Annotated in this window: 14 protein-coding genes and 1 CRISPR repeat array; of the genes, 3 read left to right on the top strand and 11 right to left on the bottom strand. The window is 54.3% G+C overall.

The window, feature by feature from the left end; genetic code table 11:
* Positions 1-120: 120 nt before the first annotated feature.
* The 5 genes from U2W12_RS06370 to adk form a co-directional block, all read right to left on the bottom strand.
* Positions 121-2,403: a FimV/HubP family polar landmark protein gene (locus U2W12_RS06370; RefSeq protein ID WP_326499861.1), complete on the bottom strand. Its 2,283-nt coding sequence runs from the start codon at positions 2,401-2,403 to the stop codon at positions 121-123.
* Positions 2,404-2,890: 487 nt separating this feature from the next.
* A complete protein-coding gene (locus U2W12_RS06365) occupies positions 2,891-3,913 on the bottom strand; it encodes an aspartate-semialdehyde dehydrogenase (RefSeq protein ID WP_326499830.1) in 1,023 nt (340 codons plus the stop codon).
* A 101-nt stretch (positions 3,914-4,014) separates the two neighbouring features.
* On the bottom strand, positions 4,015-4,650 hold the full coding sequence (gene leuD, locus U2W12_RS06360; RefSeq protein ID WP_326499829.1) for a 3-isopropylmalate dehydratase small subunit: 636 nt from the start codon (positions 4,648-4,650) through the stop codon (positions 4,015-4,017).
* On the bottom strand, positions 4,647-6,062 hold the full coding sequence (leuC, locus tag U2W12_RS06355) for a 3-isopropylmalate dehydratase large subunit (RefSeq protein WP_326499828.1): 1,416 nt from the start codon (positions 6,060-6,062) through the stop codon (positions 4,647-4,649). Before leuC ends, leuD begins: the two co-directional genes overlap by 4 nt.
* A 55-nt stretch (positions 6,063-6,117) precedes the next feature.
* Positions 6,118-6,756 (bottom strand): adenylate kinase, encoded by a 639-nt coding sequence (adk, locus tag U2W12_RS06350; RefSeq protein WP_326499827.1) that lies wholly within the window; start codon positions 6,754-6,756, stop codon positions 6,118-6,120.
* Between the two features lie 198 nt (positions 6,757-6,954).
* Between adk and U2W12_RS06345 the strand changes: the two genes are divergently transcribed.
* Entirely contained in the window at positions 6,955-8,202 is a 1,248-nt protein-coding gene (locus U2W12_RS06345; protein WP_326499826.1) for an HlyC/CorC family transporter, read from the top strand.
* 12 nt (positions 8,203-8,214) lie between these two features.
* Here the strand turns inward: U2W12_RS06345 and U2W12_RS06340 are convergent, their stop codons facing one another.
* Positions 8,215-8,874, bottom strand: a complete 660-nt coding sequence (locus U2W12_RS06340; protein WP_326499825.1) for a protein-L-isoaspartate(D-aspartate) O-methyltransferase — start codon at positions 8,872-8,874, stop codon at positions 8,215-8,217.
* Complete coding sequence (surE, locus tag U2W12_RS06335; protein ID WP_326499824.1) at positions 8,871-9,629, bottom strand: 5'/3'-nucleotidase SurE; 759 nt, start codon at positions 9,627-9,629, stop codon at positions 8,871-8,873. Before surE ends, U2W12_RS06340 begins: the two co-directional genes overlap by 4 nt.
* A gap of 76 nt (positions 9,630-9,705) precedes the next feature.
* Here surE and U2W12_RS06330 point away from each other — a divergent pair, with 76 nt between their 5' ends.
* Positions 9,706-10,281, top strand: a complete 576-nt coding sequence (locus U2W12_RS06330; RefSeq protein ID WP_326499823.1) for a Smr/MutS family protein — start codon at positions 9,706-9,708, stop codon at positions 10,279-10,281.
* Here U2W12_RS06330 and truD read toward each other — a convergent pair.
* Complete coding sequence (gene truD, locus U2W12_RS06325; RefSeq protein ID WP_326499822.1) at positions 10,278-11,303, bottom strand: tRNA pseudouridine(13) synthase TruD; 1,026 nt, start codon at positions 11,301-11,303, stop codon at positions 10,278-10,280. The two genes, U2W12_RS06330 and truD, sit on opposite strands and share 4 nt — an antisense overlap.
* A 182-nt stretch (positions 11,304-11,485) precedes the next feature.
* Here truD and U2W12_RS06320 point away from each other — a divergent pair, with 182 nt between their 5' ends.
* Complete coding sequence (locus U2W12_RS06320) at positions 11,486-13,723, top strand: TonB-dependent receptor (RefSeq protein ID WP_326499821.1); 2,238 nt, start codon at positions 11,486-11,488, stop codon at positions 13,721-13,723.
* A 1-nt stretch (position 13,724) separates the two neighbouring features.
* On the opposite strand, the gene U2W12_RS06315 is transcribed toward U2W12_RS06320, so the two are convergent.
* From U2W12_RS06315 to U2W12_RS06305, 3 genes are read right to left on the bottom strand one after another with little or no spacing between them, the layout of a single operon-like run.
* A complete protein-coding gene (locus U2W12_RS06315; RefSeq protein ID WP_326499820.1) occupies positions 13,725-14,363 on the bottom strand; it encodes a response regulator transcription factor in 639 nt (212 codons plus the stop codon).
* Positions 14,363-14,497, bottom strand: coding sequence for a hypothetical protein (locus U2W12_RS06310; protein WP_326499819.1), 135 nt, complete (start codon positions 14,495-14,497; stop codon positions 14,363-14,365). Before U2W12_RS06310 ends, U2W12_RS06315 begins: the two co-directional genes overlap by 1 nt.
* 39 nt (positions 14,498-14,536) lie before the next feature.
* The gene (locus tag U2W12_RS06305; RefSeq protein ID WP_326499818.1) at positions 14,537-15,037 is read right to left on the bottom strand and encodes a pyruvoyl-dependent arginine decarboxylase; all 501 of its coding nucleotides are present in this window, start codon (positions 15,035-15,037) and stop codon (positions 14,537-14,539) included.
* A 134-nt stretch (positions 15,038-15,171) separates the two neighbouring features.
* Positions 15,172-16,436: direct repeats of the CRISPR family, unit length 37 nt; unit sequence GTTTCAATCCGCTCCCGGCGGTTAGGCCGGGAGATAC.
* Positions 16,437-16,480 lie beyond the last annotated feature (44 nt).

Genomic DNA, 16,480 nt, shown 5'->3' with positions numbered 1-16,480 from the left:
GCTTATAAACCTCGCTTCGATTGCATTGTCGGATTACGGTAAATAAGTGCTTGGAAACATCAATCCGGAAGCAAGCTGATTTTTTGTTACTTCCAGATTGATTCAACAGTAAGGGAGTTGCTAGATCAGTTCCCCGAGCAGAACTTGGGCCATCTTTTTTTGTTCGGTGCTGCCTTTTTCAAGCACTTCAGCGACGATATCCTTGGCCGACTCATTATCTCCCATATCGCGATATGCCTTTGCCAGATCCAGTTTGGTCTCCAGTTCATCCATATCTGTCAGATCGGAAACTCCGGAGATTTCAGCCTGATCATCCTCTGACTCGTCAGCTCCTAGCGAAGAAAAGTCAAAGTCAAAGTTAAACTCGTCGGAAAAAGCATTTTCCTGCTGATCATCCGCAGATTCTGCCTTCAAATCGAATTGATCGATTGCGAATGCTCCGGCATCTTCCTTGCTTTCCGCAGCCTCGGAAATGCCTGGCTTGAAATCAAAAGACTCAAGGTCAAAGTCATTTTTATCCGCCGAGTGATTATCCTTTAACAGGGCATCAGCACCCGCTTCATCGGTGGAGAACTGACCGAGATCGAAATCGATACTCTGGTTGTTCTGTTGTTCGCCTTCATCGGCCGCAGCGTCCAACGTAAAGCCGGCCAGATCGAAATCGGCAAAGCTGTTATCGGCATTCGCCGGTTCCGGCTCGACATCATCCTTAAAAGAAGTATTGAATGCAGCCGGATCAAAATCAGCGTCGAACTGCGCATCGTAATCATCTTGCCGAGACAGATCCTGCTTGGCCAAATTGATCGATCCAGGCTCGCCGGCAATGAGATTGCCCTCACTTGGCGCCAGTTGTGATTCTGATGAAAACAATGACGAATCAGGGCAAATTTCTTGCCCCATTTCACTCACCTTTTCCCAGAAAACTGTGTCCTTGCTTTTACCGCCAGCAGCTAATTCTTTTGCAAACGCTTCGAAACCAGCCTTGTCTTCACCTGCATAGTAGATTTCAAGCAACTTCAGCTTGCACTCGTCACGATCGGGGTGGCTCTCGATCGCGTTACGCATCAGTTCTTCGGCCTGTTGGTAGCGGCCATAAGCCAGATAAACATCCGCTTCGGAGATTGGATCGATCTCGCCCTGATCATTATCAAAAGCGTCAAAATCGCTAGGCGTGAACTCGCTCAGAAAAGAACTCTCGCCAACCGGATTGGTATCGTAGGCGGTATTTTCATTCAACACAGGAATCGAAAAACCTGAGTCGGTTTCCGGGGCCTTATAAATGATAGACGGCGAAAACATGCTCTCGGTATTCAGCGAGGCTTCGCTTATACTTTTGCGTTTCCGCCACCAGAAAAATCCCAATATCGAAAAAATAGCCGCGCCGGCCCCGCCGATCAGTCCCAAAGGCAACGGCTCCTCTATCGGTTCGGGCGCAGGCGCAGGGCGGCTGACCGGTTTTTTAACAGAGGCAGGTTTTCCCGCTTGTGCAGGCGCAGGGTTGGCCGTTTGCTCAGACACCGCCGATTGAGGTGCTTGCTCAGGCGCGGGCTGCGGCACTGATTGCGTTTGCGCAGACGGCTGCTGCACCACCGGAGCAGGCTGGGCTTGTGGCAAGGCCTCAGTTGGCTGAACTGGGGTTACGGCAGAATCAGTCGCCGATTTAGGCACCTGTTCAGCCTGAGTTTGTACTGCGGCCAATTGCTGCTCTTTTATCGTCAACAAAGCCTGCATTTTCGCCAACTGCTGCTCCAGCGCCGCCACTCTTGCCAGCATTTCTTCATTTGCTTTGGCGCCAGCTGCTGCCGCTTCCGACTCCGCGTTGCCGGAATCGGATTTAGCCGCATTCTGTTCCTGTCCAGGAGTAATGACCGCTTTTTCGGCAACCGTCGCTTCGGCAGGCGCAGCCAATGTCAACTGATTCTCGATCGGTTTTTCAGTCGGCGCCGCTTCTTTCTGAACTGCCTTGGCCACTTCCTCAGTGGAAACAGGTTGCGAATGGCTTTTCCAGGCTTCGTTCTGACGATTGAACTCAGCCAAAGCATCCTGATGCGATAATTTGACGACGGTTTCGCGATCAGGAATCTTGATTTTAACTCTCGCCAGCAAGGCATTCACATTGTCTTTGTAGAATGCACCCGGATTGGCCTGATAAATCGCGACCATCATTTGCTCGACCGAAACCTTATACGGCTTGCTCGCCTTCTCGGCTATGCCCCACAGCGTATCATTCTTCCGGGTCGGTCCGTAAATCCCTTTTACGATGTCATCTTTGCGGGCTTGGCGCACAGTTCTTGGCTCTGAAGCGGAAACTGGAGCCTCCGGACGCGGCTCTGGCGTATAGTACGTGGATGCAGGCGGCGCGGAGACAGCCGGCGTACTGGCAATCGTCTCGGGAACTCGCATGATGGGGACAGTCGGCTGTGCATAGGCGGCCGGCGGATCAACAAGCAAAGAAAACTTGCGGTAGGACGTGCCTTTCGGCCAGGTAACTTGTAGCAACAGGTCTAAAACCGGTTCTTTTAACGCTTCTCGCGATCTGACCTTGATCACTGCCGAGCCGTCGGCGCGCACCGCCGGCTCGAAGCTGATGTTTGACAGGAAATAGGACCATGGCACGCCGCGTTCATCAAATTTATCGGGAGGCGCAAGACCGACCTTTACGTCGGAAATTCGCTCGCCCGCCGACAACATCAAGGAAATCTCGGCATCCAAATTTTGATTGAGGGCCGAATGCAATTTAATTTCTCCTATCCCTAACGGATAGGCGCCCGTCGGAGCCAACAACGACAATACCGCTAAAGTCCTGGTCAAATTGCTCACGTTACTCTCTTTCACAATAATTACCTCGGTCTATCGCCGCGAACAGTTGAAATACACAGTAAAGCTTAGACTAGATGTAATTTTTTACTAGCACCTCGGCGATTTGTACGCTGTTCAGCGCGGCACCCTTGCGCACGTTATCGCCGACCACCCACAGGTCGAGTCCCAACGGATGCGAAATGTCTTCCCGAATACGGCCGACGAACACTTCGTCATGGCCTGACGACTCGGTCACCGCGGTCGGCCAGCCGCCGTTTTTGCGTTCGTCAACGACCTTTACCCCCGGCGCATGCGCGAGCAGTTCCCTGACTTTCTCGACGCTGATTTTGTGACGGGTTTCAATATGCACCGCTTCGGAATGGCCGTAGAAAACCGGCACGCGAACCGCGGTTGCATTGACCTTGACAGATGTGTCGCCGAGAATTTTCTGAGTTTCCCAGACCATCTTCATTTCTTCTTTCGTGTAGCCATTGTCCATAAACACATCGATCTGCGGCAGCACATTAAAGGCGATCTGCTTCGGATAAACCTTGCTCTCGATCGGCTGGCCGTTCAACAGTCTCGCCGTTTGGCCCGCGACTTCATCGATGCCTTTTTTACCAGTGCCGGAAACGGCCTGATAAGTACAGATGTTAATCCGGTCGATGCCGGCCGCATCGTAAATCGGCTTTAAGGCAACTAACATCTGAATTGTAGAGCAATTCGGATTCGCGATGATGCCACGGTTTTTATAGTCGGCAATTTTTTCCGGATTGACTTCCGGCACGACCAACGGGATATCGTCGTCATAGCGAAAATGCGAGGTATTGTCGACAACGATGCAACCGGCCGCTGCCGCCTTTGGCGCGTATTCGGCGGACACCGAGCCACCGGCCGAAAACAGGCCGATCTGCGCCTTTGAAAAATCGAAGGTCGCCAGATCCTCGACCTTTAACGAGCCGCCCTTGAACGGAATGCGTTTGCCGACCGACTTGCTGCTGGCCAGCGCATACACTTCGCCGACCGGAAAATTGCGCTCTTCAAGTATCGACAGCATCGCTTCGCCGACGGCACCGGTCGCGCCAACCACTGCAACGTTATAAACTTTTGACATTAAACAACCCTTGGAAAACAGCCGACGCGCGGCTCATTCTGAAATGAAACGAAAGCGGATGAAGCCGTCTCGGTTCCATCCGCGATTGACAAGGCCCGGAATCAGCCCGCGAACAACCAAGGCGCGCGCTTGGCGCGTTTGGCTTCATAGTCTCTGATCTTGTCCGCATGTTGCAAAGACAAGGCAATATCGTCAAGCCCATTCAACAAACGGTATTTCCGCGCTTGATCAACATCGAACCGAATCACCCGGCCGGCCGGCGTGGTGATCGTTTGCGCGGCCAGATCGATCGCCAATCGGTAGCCGGGAACCAGTTCCTGGAACAGGCTATCGACTTCAGCGGCCGGTAACGCGATCGGCAACAGTCCGTTCTTGAAGCAGTTGTTATAAAAAATGTCCGCGAAGCTGGGCGCGATAATTGCGCGGAAGCCATAGTCTTCCAAAGCCCAAGGCGCATGTTCGCGCGACGAACCACAGCCGAAATTTTCGCGGGTCAGCAGGATTTCCGAACCTTGGTAGTCCGGCTGATTCAAAATGAAATGCTCGTTCAACGGCCGCTCGGAGCAATCCATGTCCGGCTCGCCGCGATCCAGGTAACGCCACTCGTCGAACAAGTAAGGACCGAAACCGGAACGGCGAATCGATTTTAAAAACTGTTTCGGAATGATCGCATCGGTGTCGATATTGGCGCGATCAATCGGCGCAACCAGCCCTGTTATTTGCGTAAACGCTCTCATTGACGTACCTCCCAAGTACTCACATCGACAAAATGACCCGCAATCGCGGCCGCTGCAGCCATCTCCGGACTAACCAGATGCGTACGTCCGCCATAACCTTGCCTGCCCTCGAAATTGCGGTTCGAGGTTGACGCGCAACGTTCGCCCGGCTCCAGTCGATCCGCGTTCATCGCCAGACACATCGAACAGCCGGGATCGCGCCATTCAAAGCCCGCATCGGTAAAGATTTTGTCCAGACCTTCCGCTTCGGCCTGATGCTTGACCAGACCGGAACCCGGAACGACCAGCGCCAGCTTGATGTTCGACGCCAGTTTCTTGCCTTTCGCCACCGCAGCCGCCGCGCGCAAATCCTCAATACGGGAGTTGGTGCAGGAGCCGATGAAAATCTTGTCGAGCTTGATGTCGGTAATCGCCTGGCCGGGCTTCAGATCCATATATTTCAAGGCCTGAATCATGCTTTGCTTCTTGGTCGCATCCGCTTCGAGCGCAGGATCGGGCACCTTGTCATCGACCGCCACCACCAGTTCCGGCGAAGTACCCCAGGTCACCTGCGGCCTGATCGAGGCTGCGTCGATGTCGATTGTCTTATCGAACACCGCATCCGGATCCGAATGCAGGTTCTGCCACACCCGTTCGGCCATGAACCAGTCGTTGCCTTTCGGCGAATAAGGACGGTCGCGGTAATAGTCGATCGTCACATCGTCGACACCTATCAGACCCGCGCGTGCGCCGGCTTCGATCGCCATGTTGCAGATCGTCATGCGGCCTTCCATCGACAAGGCGCGGATCGCCTCGCCGGCAAATTCGATCGTATAACCGTTGCCGCCGGCGGTACCGATCTTGCCGATGATCGCTAGCACGATGTCTTTCGCAGTCACGCCGGGCCCGGTCTTGCCGTTGACCCGGATCAGCATGTTTTTGGCTTTTTTCTGCACCAGGCATTGCGTCGCCAACACGTGTTCGACTTCGGAAGTGCCGATGCCGAACGCCAGCGCCCCGGAGGCGCCGTGCGTGGAGGTATGCGAATCGCCGCAAACAATGGTCATACCCGGCAAGGTCGCGCCCTGTTCAGGACCGATCACATGCACGATGCCTTGACGCACGTCGGCCATGTCGAATTCGGTGATGCCGAATTCGGCGCAGTTCTTTTCGAGGGTTTCGACCTGCAACCGGGAAACCGGATCGGCGATGCCTTTGTCGCGGTCGGTGGTCGGCACGTTATGATCGGCCACCGCCAGGTTTCTATCGGTGCACCACGGTTTGCGCCCGCTCAGGCGCAGTCCTTCGAAAGCCTGCGGCGACGTGACCTCATGCACCAATTGGCGGTCGATATAAATCAATGAAGAGCCGTCGTCCTCGGTATGGACGACATGATCTTCCCATAATTTGTCATATAATGTTTTACCCGGCATAGCTCTTAATTTATGGTTAAGCCGATCGTTCGGCAAGATTGAATGTTATGTGAATCTATTCCAATACAGCAAACAGTTTGGCGGTGATTTGCCCGACATCGCCGACGCCGGCAATCGTCGCGAATTTAGCGGTTTGACCCTCGGCGGAATAATAGCCGACCAACGGCTTGGTCTGATCATGGTAAACCTGCAAACGCTTGCGGACCGTTTCTTCCTTGTCGTCATCGCGCTGAATCAGCGCTTCACCGGTCACATCATCGACGCCCTCGACTTTCGGCGGATTGAATATGACATGGTAACTGCGCCCCGAACCAGGATGCACTCGCCGTCCGGCCATGCGCTTGACGATTTCCTCATCGTCAACAGCAATTTCAACGACATGGCTAATATCAATGCCCATCGCCTTCAAACCTTCCGCCTGCGCAATCGTGCGTGGAAAACCGTCGAGCAAAAAACCGTTCGCGCAATCGTCCTGGGCGATGCGCTCCTTGATCAATCCCAAAATGATGTCGTCAGACACCAAACCGCCCGCATCCATCACTTTTTTGGCTTCAATCCCCAAAGGCGTACCCGCTCTCACCGCAGCGCGCAGCATGTCGCCGGTCGAAATCTGGGGAATACCGTATTTTTGAGTAATGAATTGTGCCTGAGTTCCCTTACCGGAACCCGGACTCCCTAACAGGATGATGCGCATGAAATAACTCCCGGTTTTTGCGTCGTTAAAAAGGCTTCCCAATAAGAAGCTTGACCGCATATTCTATAACAGTTCAGTCTTAAACTGTTGTAAAATTTGAGGACTTTACATTTCAGCAACCCGATCGCCACAAGAAACTTGACAAAAATCTCTCAGCGTAGAGACTAAACACTTCCTCAATAAAAGAGACCCCCTTCCTTGAACGAATTACCCCTCGGCATACTATGGGGCTTGCTTGCCCTGATGCTCGTTTTATCCTCGTTTTTTTCCGGCTCCGAAACCGCATTGATGATGCTGAACCGGTACCGGCTAAAGCATCTGGTCAAATTGCATCATAAAGGCGCCACCAAGGCACATAATTTGCTGCAACGTCCCGACCGCCTGATCAGCCTGATTCTGCTCGGCAACGTGTTTGTGAACATTGCGGCCTCCTCGATCACAACAGTTCTCGCTATCCGGCTCTATGGCGAAGACGAATCGATCATTACGATTGCGGCCGTGCTGTTGACGATCGTGGTTTTGATTTTTTCCGAAGTCACGCCGAAAACCCTGGCCGCAGTCAAGCCGGAAATGCTGGCGTTTCCAGCAGCCTGGATTTATGTCCCGCTCTTGAAAGCGGCCTATCCCATGGTGTTGAGCATCAACCTGACCGCCAACCTGCTGCTCAGGATGGTCGGCGTCCGGGTGAGTAAAAACAACCATGAAACGTTGAACAAGGAAGAACTCCGCAGCATTGTGACGGAAGCGGAAAGCCTGATTCCCTCGCGCTATCAAAAAATGCTGCTCGGCATTCTCGATCTCGAATCGGCGACGGTCGAAGACATCATGACGCCGCGCAATGAAATTTACGGCATCGATCTGGAACTACCGATCGAAGAGATCATCCTCCAAATCAAAAACAGTCCTCACACCCGTTTGCCGGTCTATAAAAAAAGCATCGACCGGGTGGTCGGCTTTTTGCATCTGCGAAATGTGCTGCTAAAGATCAATCAGGACAACTTCGATAAATCCATGCTGTTGAATGCACTAACCAAACCGGCATTCATTCCGGACAGCACGCCCATTCATGAGCAAATTCAGCATTTCAAGATCGAAAAACTGCGGATCGGGCTGGTCGTGGATGAATACGGCGATGTGCAGGGACTCGTGACGCTCGATGATTTGTTGCAGGAAATCGTCGGTGGGCTAGTCACTGATGAAGTCACCTTCAGAAAACAGGCTGACGGCAGTTATTTGGTCGATGCCGGCATCACCGTCCGGGAATTGAACCGGCTGATGCAATGGGAACTCCCGACGGAAGGCCCCAAAACGCTGAACGGCTTGATCATCGAATTCATGGAAACCATCCCCGAGGCAGGCACCGGCATCAAGCTGCACGGTTACCCGCTGGAGATCATCAAACGCGACCAGAGTTCGGTCAAATTGGTCAAATTTTTGCCCGGCTGATAAAACCCCGGATTACTCTCTGCCGGCCAAAAACGGCACGAAAGTGACCGGCTCCAGTTCTTCGACTTCATAGCCGTCCACGGTTCTGAACACCCGCTGCAATTCCTGTCGCCCGCCGCGGCCGATCGGAATGATCATCACACCGCCGACCGCCATTTGTTCGAGCAGCATTTCGGGGATTTCGGACGGTGCCGCAGCGACCAGAATCCCGTCATAAGGCGCATGTTCGGGCCAGCCCCAGCCGCCATCGCTATGCTGATAGCTGATATTTTTCAGTTTCAGGCTCCACAGATGATCCTTCGCCTTCTTCTGCAACGGCATGATGCGTTCGACCGTGTACACATGCCCGACCAACTGCGCCAGAATCGCGGTCTGGTAGCCGCAGCCGGTGCCGATTTCGAGTACCTTGCCGAGACCGCCGAATTCGAGCAGCAACTCGGTCATCTTGGCGACGATATAAGGCTGCGAAATGGTCTGATTGAACCCGATCGGCAGCGCGGTATCTTCATAGGCGCGACTGGACAACGCTTCATCGACGAAAATATGCCGCGGCGTACGGCCCATCACATCGAGAACTTTATTACTGGTGATGCCCTGAGCGAGCAACCGGCGAGTCATCCGCTCCCTCGTTCGCCGAGAGGTCATGCCGATACCTTGTAGGGTTGGATTCATGCGCTGGTTTCCTCCGAAAGCCAAGTCCTGATCGTATTGACCCTATCATACCAGGTCAAATCCAGTTGCAACGGCGTAATCGAAACATAGCCCGTGCTCACCGCATCGAAATCGGTGCCGGGCCCCGCATCTTGTTCCGCACCCGGCGGCCCGATCCAATAGATCTTGCGCCCGCGCGGATCACTCTGTTTGATCACCGGTTCCGACTTGTGCCGCAGGCCCAGACGGGTCGCCCGATAGCCCTTCAGATCCGCGAGTGCGACATCCGGCACGTTCACATTCAGCAAGGTATCCTGCGATAAGGGTTTCGCGAGCAAACGTTTCAACAACACGACCGCGACCTCTGCCGCAGTCTCGAAATGTTTCGGCTCTTCGTTACAGACCAACGAAATCGCCACCGCCGGCAAGCCCAAAAACCGGCCTTCGGTCGCCGCGGCAACCGTACCCGAATACAGCACATCATCGCCCAAATTCGCTCCATGGTTGATCCCAGCAAACACCATGTCAGGCTCCGGCTCCAACAGGCCTGTAATCGCCAGATGCACGCAATCGGTCGGTGTGCCGTCGACCTTGATGAAACCGTTGTCGGCCGCGTGGACCCGGAGCGGCATGTCCAGGGTCAACGAATTACTGGCTGCGCTACGATTCCGATCGGGCGCCACGACCGAAATATCGGCGTAGGGACGCAAGGCCTCGGCCAGCGCGGCAAGGCCTTCGGCCAGATAGCCATCGTCATTACTCAACAAAATATGCATTTATCGTTCGCTCTAAAGAGGAATTCGCTATAAAATCCTGAAATATTAGCAACAATGCCCCACAAAATCAGCTTTCGTGACAAAAAAAATCCAGGATTCCGCGGACAGTGAGCTGTTTCGTCTTGCCATCGGCACAGTACGCGCGATAAAAGACGACAAAATAGCCCTAGCGAAAGCAGAAAAACCGAAACCCTACCCGAAAAACAAGCCGGTCGAGATCGAAAATCGGCTTGTCGAACATCACGTTTACGACCTGGACACGGTCAGCATCGAAGACCGGCTCAGCTATATCGCGCCGGGCCTTCAAAAAAACGTGCTCGTCAAGATGCGCAAGGGCCAGTTCGGCCTGGATGCCGAAATCGACCTGCACGGACTGACCAGCGCCGAAGCGAAGCGGCAACTCCTGGTTTTTTTGCATCATGCGGTGATCGACGGCTGCCGCTGCGTATTGCTGGTTCACGGTAAAGGCTATCGCTCGCAAGACAACCTGCCGGTCCTGAAAAACAGCCTGAATCTCTGGCTGCGCCAGCATCAGGACGTATTGGCGTTTTGCTCGGCCAAGCCCAGAGACGGCGGCGCCGGCGCGGTGTTGGTGCTGTTGCGGCTGGCGGAAAAATTCGCTAAAAAAGACGAAGCCGATTGGGACTATTAATCATCCCAATCGATCACCTCCCTGAGCAGCGCGGTCGCATAACTCCCGGCGGGCAGAGAAAAGCTCAGGTGTAATTGGTCATCTGCAAACCGCCATGCCAGATCCGGCACATTGACGCGCAACGGCCGCCGCTCGATTTCGACGCCGCTGTTTTGTAGCCCCCGGACCAACTCGGAAAAGCGCTCGATCGCCTCCATTTCCAACGCCAACGCCTCGCCAGACACGCCACTATCGCCCTGCCCCCATAACACGCCGGTCGGATGAATCGCGCCGGCTGAAACGCGTCCGGCAATGTCCTGATCCTGTGCATCGGCCTTAAAGCGGCTGTGCGATTTATCAAACATATATACATCGCCCGGCAATGGCCGATTCCAATTTTGTGCCGCGACTCTGGCCGCCAGCAGTTGATTGAATAAAAACGAGCGGGCCGCCGACAGATAGATACCGCGCAACTCACGGCTGACCTTCTTCCCCTGAAACAGCCTCAACGCCTGCTCGACATTGCGCCCCTGATGTCCGAAACGCTGCGCGCCGAAATAATTGGCGATGCCTTGGGCCTTGATCGCGGCTAACCGGGCATCCGCTTTATCCCGATCTCCCCGCCAATCTCTGACCAGCAACTGGAATCGATTACCGGCCAAAACGCCCCGCTGCAATTTGCGCGCATGACGGACAACCTGAAGCACTTCGATCGAAGCCGATGCGAACACCGCCCAATCCGGGTCCGGCTTGCCCGGCAGCCAGACGCTGAACCATTGCGTGGTGACCGCATGGCGGTCCTTTAGCCCCGCAAAACCGATATCGCGCTGCCTGATCTCCGCAAAACGAGCCAGTTGCCGCGCCACATACTCGGTATTCTCGCCGGTCTTACGAATCTGTAAAAAAGCATGCTCGCCCGCGCCGGATGGCTCGAACCCCAGGGTTTCCTCGACGATGAAGTCTTCGGGCAGAACGCGGATCTTGCCGCCCCCCGAGGGACCGCCGTAAACATAAGGCCAAACAGGAAGCGAAAATGACGTCATTTCAAATCAATGATCAAGTGAATAAGCGTTTCTCTAAGAGCGCCAAGATAGCAACATTGATGCGAATTGTCGATTCGACGGAGACTTGGCGAGAACCGAAAAAGGAAATTTTCCTACTTCTATAAATACCCCGCCATGGAATAATACGCGCTCTTTTAGCCTTATCCCGATTTTTTTGATTGATGAAAAAGCACAATATCTTCCTGGCCTTAACGATCTTGTTCCCTTTGGCGCAAGCCGCCGATAATAAGCCCGAAGACGCGCCCGCGAAACTCGACGCTTTCGAACTTCCCGAAGTCGAAGTAGTCAGTGATACGCCTCTTGGCGCTACCGGTTTGGCGCGCGAGAAAGTGTCCGGCAATGTGCAATCGGCCGAAGACGAAGACATCCATCGCCACGAAGCGCTCGATTTATCCGACTTCATGCGGCGGAATCTGGCCGGCGTCAATATCAACGACAATCAGAACAACCCTTTCCAACCCGACATCACCTACCGCGGCTACAATGTGTCGCCTTTGCTCGGCACCCCGATTGGGCTTTCGGTTTATCAGGATGGCGTGCGCGTCAACGAAGCGTTCGGCGATACGGTCAATTGGGATTTGATTCCCCAGAACGCGATCGCCAATATCGACTTGATCCCAGGCTCCAATCCGCTGTTCGGGCTGAATACTTTGGGCGGCGCCTTGTCGGTACGCACCAAGAGCGGTTTCAGCCATGCCGGCAGCCGGGCTCAAGCCTACGGCGGCTCGTTCGGGCGCAAGGCGTTCGAGGCGGAACACGGCGGTTATAAAGACAATTTCGACTGGTTTTTTGCCGGCAATATTTTCGAAGACGACGGCTGGCGGCCGTTTACGCATAGCGCATTGCATCAGGCTTTCGGCAAAGTCGGCTGGGAAAACGAGAATACCGACCTCGACCTGAGCTTCACATTTGCCAATAATAAATTGAATGGCGTCGGGCCGGTGCCGACGAGTGAACTCGATCAGAACCGCCGGGCAATCTATACCGCACCCGACACCACCGAAAATACCCTGTATTTTTTCAACCTGAAAGGCGAGCACCAGTTTAGCAAGACTCTGATTCTGGCTGGAAATGCCTATTATCGGGGTAACACCACGAATTCGGTGAACAGCAACACCGGCAATCTGGATGAAACCTGCGACACCTTTAACGAATGTATTGCGAGCGGTACCGCACCGGCTTCGAATATCGCGAACCGTATCGTGCAGGACGGCGCGGGCATCAATGTCCAGGTCACCTCGACGCAGCCGATTTTTACTCACGAAAATCAATTCACGCTCGGCAGCGGCTACAACGCCAGTCGAACCCATTTTACCCAGGCGGGCCAGGATGCGATTTTCAGCCCGAGCCATGCGACGATAGGCACGACGCCGTTCGGCACCGAAGTGAATATCAACGGCGAAAACGAATATATCAACGCGTTTGCAACCGATACGTTCTCGGTTTTCCCCTGGCTGCATCTGAACGCATCGGCGGGCTGGAACCAAGCCAACGTCGTACTGCGCGACAATATCGGCACCGCATTGAACGGCGACCATACTTTCGACCGGCTCAATCCGTCGGCGGGCTTCACCGTGAATCCGTTAAAAGCGCTCGACCTCAAAACACCATTACAAGAGCTGACCTTTTACGGCAATTACAACGAAGGCTTCCGCGCGCCGACGCCGATTGAACTGAGTTGCGCCGACCCGAATGCCCCCTGTTCGCTGCCCAACAGTTTTACCGCCGATCCGCCGCTCAAGCCGGTCGTGTCCAAAACGTTCGAAGCCGGCGTGCGCGGCAAATTCAACAACGCCTTGCAGTGGCGCATGGCGTTGTACCGCTCACGGCTGAATGACGACATTTTGTTCATCAACGCGCCCGGCAGCGTGGTCGCCGGTTATTTTCAGAATGTCGGCGTGACCCAACGGCAAGGCGGCGAACTCGGTCTGAATGGCGTCTGGAAAAAACTGAATTGGTTTCTGAATTACAGTTTCGTCGATGCCACCTACCGTACCGCAGAAACTCTCAACAATGCGGTAGGGCCGATCAACGTCAAACCCGGCGATCGTATTCCGAGCATTCCGCAGCAGACCGTCAAGCTCGGCGCCGAATATGAAATTCTTAACGGCTGGTTTTTCGGCGGCGACCTGCAATACGTCTCTAGCCAATATCTGCGCGGCGACGACAATAATCAGTATTCCAAAGTCAACGAATACGCGATCGTGAATTTGAACACCCGCTATGCGGTGACCCAAAACGTCGAACTGTTCGCGATGGCACGCAACGTGTTTGATGCGAACTACGCAAGTTACGGTGTCGTAAACCGGAATTTTTTCAAGAACGGCAACCCCGAAGCCTTTTTGGGGCCGGGCGCGCCAATCTCCGGTTGGGCCGGCATCCGCGTCAAATTCGAATGAATTAGATCACCCTCAATTCGATCGCAATACGCGCCAGTTCGGCAACGGTATTCACGTTTAATTTTGTCTTGATCTGCGTGCTGTAATTGGCCACGGTCTTGACGCCGAGACATAATTCGCCGGCCGCTTCGTGCGTAGTCATACCTTTCGCGAGCAGCCGGAATACATCGAATTCTTTTGGAGTCAGCGCAGCAAGCAGGGTCTGATGGCAGTTTTCTTGGACTTTCGGCGAACGCGCCGCGATTAAACCGGCCTCGATATAAGTCTTGCCGTCGGCGATTTCCCGCACCGCCGTGATCAGAATCCCCGGCGCACTGTTTTTGGTGATGTAACCCTTCGCCCCTGCCGCCATCGCCCGGTCGACATAGACTTTCTCGTCATGGATACTGAATACCAGAATCTTCGCCTCCGGATCTCGCGCCACAATCCTGCGGATGCCTTCGAGGCCGCCGATACCGGGCATCGACAAGTCCATCACCACCACGTCCGGCCTGCAATCCTCATACAGCTTGCAGGCCTCCTCGCAGCGCGCGGCCTCGGCCACAACCTCGATCGCATCGACCGAAGCCAGCAGCAGGCGAAAACCGGCTCGCACCACCGCATGATCATCGACCAGCAAAACCCTGATTTTCGTATCCATCACACTCCAAACGCATCGAACAGTTGCCAATATAGTAACCACAAAGCATGATGGCCGCCTACGTCCTCGCCAATCAGGACATAATGCAACACTTGCCGCCGCACGGACGGATCGGCTTTACGAACTTCAGTCATTCTTTCTCCTGAGACCGCGAGATCGAAACGCCCTGTAACTTACCCTTTATCGACAATAAACACGACCGCCACCAATGCGCACACATACAGTCCCTCTCTGGGAAGGACATCGATAGCGATCTTTTCGAGGCGATCAATCGCCCAATTTCGAGCGTTGAAAGCGTCCTGTACATTGATTTCCGATATCCGCAACGATGTGTCCCGAGTCATCGCAATTCCCGCATGCTCCATGATAATCGAGGCCTGTTGCGGGTCCCTGTTTACTCCTATCGCAAAGGAAGCCGCCACCGGGCTGTCATTGGAGACGCTATAGACATAAGCGATCGGCAGAAACACGCCCTTGCCTGTCAATGGCTTCAAGGCATCTTTGTCCCCCGAAATTTGCCAGCCAGGCGGGATGAAAGAAGAAACCTGGACCGCGTTGGCCGCCATGATATTCGCATCCAGTTCGGCCGCGTCGAATGCCGAAAGCTTTTCCCGTCCATAACCGATGCCGGAAGTCAGATAGGCGGTTCCCTTCGTCAGATGCCAGTTATGCATTATTAAATGAAGGATTATTTAAAAGAGCGTCATTAATAACCCAACGAATAACATTCTGTCAAAGAAAAGACCAGCCGTATAAAGCCGAATGCGCCTTTTAAACGATTGCCGTAAAACCGAAACTAAATCCCAAAAGGGCAATCACCTCCCGGCTGTTAGGTCGGGAGATACGCATAGCTGGAGATATTGAATGGAAGTCCAAGGAAGTTTCAATCCGCTCCCGGCGGTTAGGCCGGGAGATACATTTCTTCGAAAACCATCGCGGGCGTCCAATCGAGTTTCAATCCGCTCCCGGCGGTTAGGCCGAGAGATACCTCTGGATGGTTTGTATTTCGATATTTCTCGAACTGGTTTCAATCCGCTCCCGGCGGTTAGGCCGGGAGATATCAATACAGCATCGGCGCGAATGTGATGTATATGCCGGTTTCAATCCGCTCCCGGCGGTTAGGCCGGGAGATACTTTGGTAAGCGCTGAAATCGCCCAACGCCAACGACGTTTCAATCCGCTCCCGGCGGTTAGGCCGGGAGATACGCTTTTGATTTGCTGCCAAAAATCCCGAATACATCCAGTTTCAATCCGCTCCCGGCGGTTAGGCCGGGAGATACTGCTTACCCATCTTTGCGAGTCGGTATGTATTTCTGTTTCAATCCGCTCCCGGCGGTTAGGCCGGGAGATACATTGAGCGGCTTACTGTTCGGCTGGATACGGCAATGTTTCAATCCGCTCCCGGCGGTTAGGCCGGGAGATACCGTGCCAATACGCAACTCCCGTGCCAACTACTCTGTTTCAATCCGCTCCCGGCGGTTAGGCCGGGAGATACGCACGTCGTCGTGGAAAGGCACGCACGGCAGCACGTTTCAATCCGCTCCCGGCGGTTAGGCCGGGAGATACGAAAGGCGACAAAAAGACTCGGTATCGGGGGATTGTTTCAATCCGCTCCCGGCGGTTAGGCCGGGAGATACATGCCTCGTCTTTGATAGTGCTACGCTCCTTGCGCGTTTCAATCCGCTCCCGGCGGTTAGGCCGGGAGATACCTTGAATGCGTAGCGCAGAGCGTTGCTGATTTCGAGGTTTCAATCCGCTCCCGGCGGTTAGGCCGGGAGATACTGACGTTGATGAATGTGGTCCCCGCATTGTCATAGTTTCAATCCGCTCCCGGCGGTTAGGCCGGGAGATACGAACTTGCATTCAGCGAACAATGGCCGGACGGACTGTTTCAATCCGCTCCCGGCGGTTAGGCCGGGAGATACCATCTGGCCGAAATGGACCTGCCGCTGCTGGAAGGCAAAGTTTCAATCCGCTCCCGGCGGTTAGGCCGGGAGATACTCGGTGTTCGCGCCTTTTTTTTGCCTGTTGAAACGGTTTCAATCCGCTCCCGGCGGTTAGGCCGGGAGATACATCGTTGCTGACTGCTATGCCGGCGGCGGCGAAATGTTTCAATC

The organism is Methylomicrobium sp. Wu6 (assembly GCF_035916875.1).
Classification (GTDB): Bacteria; Pseudomonadota; Gammaproteobacteria; order Methylococcales; family Methylomonadaceae; genus Methylomicrobium.
The sequence above is the reverse complement of the archived record's forward strand: the minus strand, read 5'-3'. Positions and strand labels throughout refer to the sequence as shown.

Coding starts and splice junctions, on each gene's coding strand:
- U2W12_RS06320 (WP_326499821.1), top strand. CDS start 11,486: ATGAAAAAGCACAATATCTTCCTGGCCTTAACGATCTTGTTCCCTTTG.
- U2W12_RS06315 (WP_326499820.1), bottom strand. CDS start 14,363: ATGGATACGAAAATCAGGGTTTTGCTGGTCGATGATCATGCGGTGGTG.
- U2W12_RS06365 (WP_326499830.1), bottom strand. CDS start 3,913: ATGTCAAAAGTTTATAACGTTGCAGTGGTTGGCGCGACCGGTGCCGTC.
- leuD (WP_326499829.1), bottom strand. CDS start 4,650: ATGAGAGCGTTTACGCAAATAACAGGGCTGGTTGCGCCGATTGATCGC.
- U2W12_RS06340 (WP_326499825.1), bottom strand. CDS start 8,874: ATGAATCCAACCCTACAAGGTATCGGCATGACCTCTCGGCGAACGAGG.
- leuC (WP_326499828.1), bottom strand. CDS start 6,062: ATGCCGGGTAAAACATTATATGACAAATTATGGGAAGATCATGTCGTC.
- U2W12_RS06370 (WP_326499861.1), bottom strand. CDS start 2,403: ATGCGAGTTCCCGAGACGATTGCCAGTACGCCGGCTGTCTCCGCGCCG.
- truD (WP_326499822.1), bottom strand. CDS start 11,303: ATGACGTCATTTTCGCTTCCTGTTTGGCCTTATGTTTACGGCGGTCCC.
- U2W12_RS06310 (WP_326499819.1), bottom strand. CDS start 14,497: ATGACTGAAGTTCGTAAAGCCGATCCGTCCGTGCGGCGGCAAGTGTTG.
- U2W12_RS06305 (WP_326499818.1), bottom strand. CDS start 15,037: ATGCATAACTGGCATCTGACGAAGGGAACCGCCTATCTGACTTCCGGC.
- surE (WP_326499824.1), bottom strand. CDS start 9,629: ATGCATATTTTGTTGAGTAATGACGATGGCTATCTGGCCGAAGGCCTT.
- adk (WP_326499827.1), bottom strand. CDS start 6,756: ATGCGCATCATCCTGTTAGGGAGTCCGGGTTCCGGTAAGGGAACTCAG.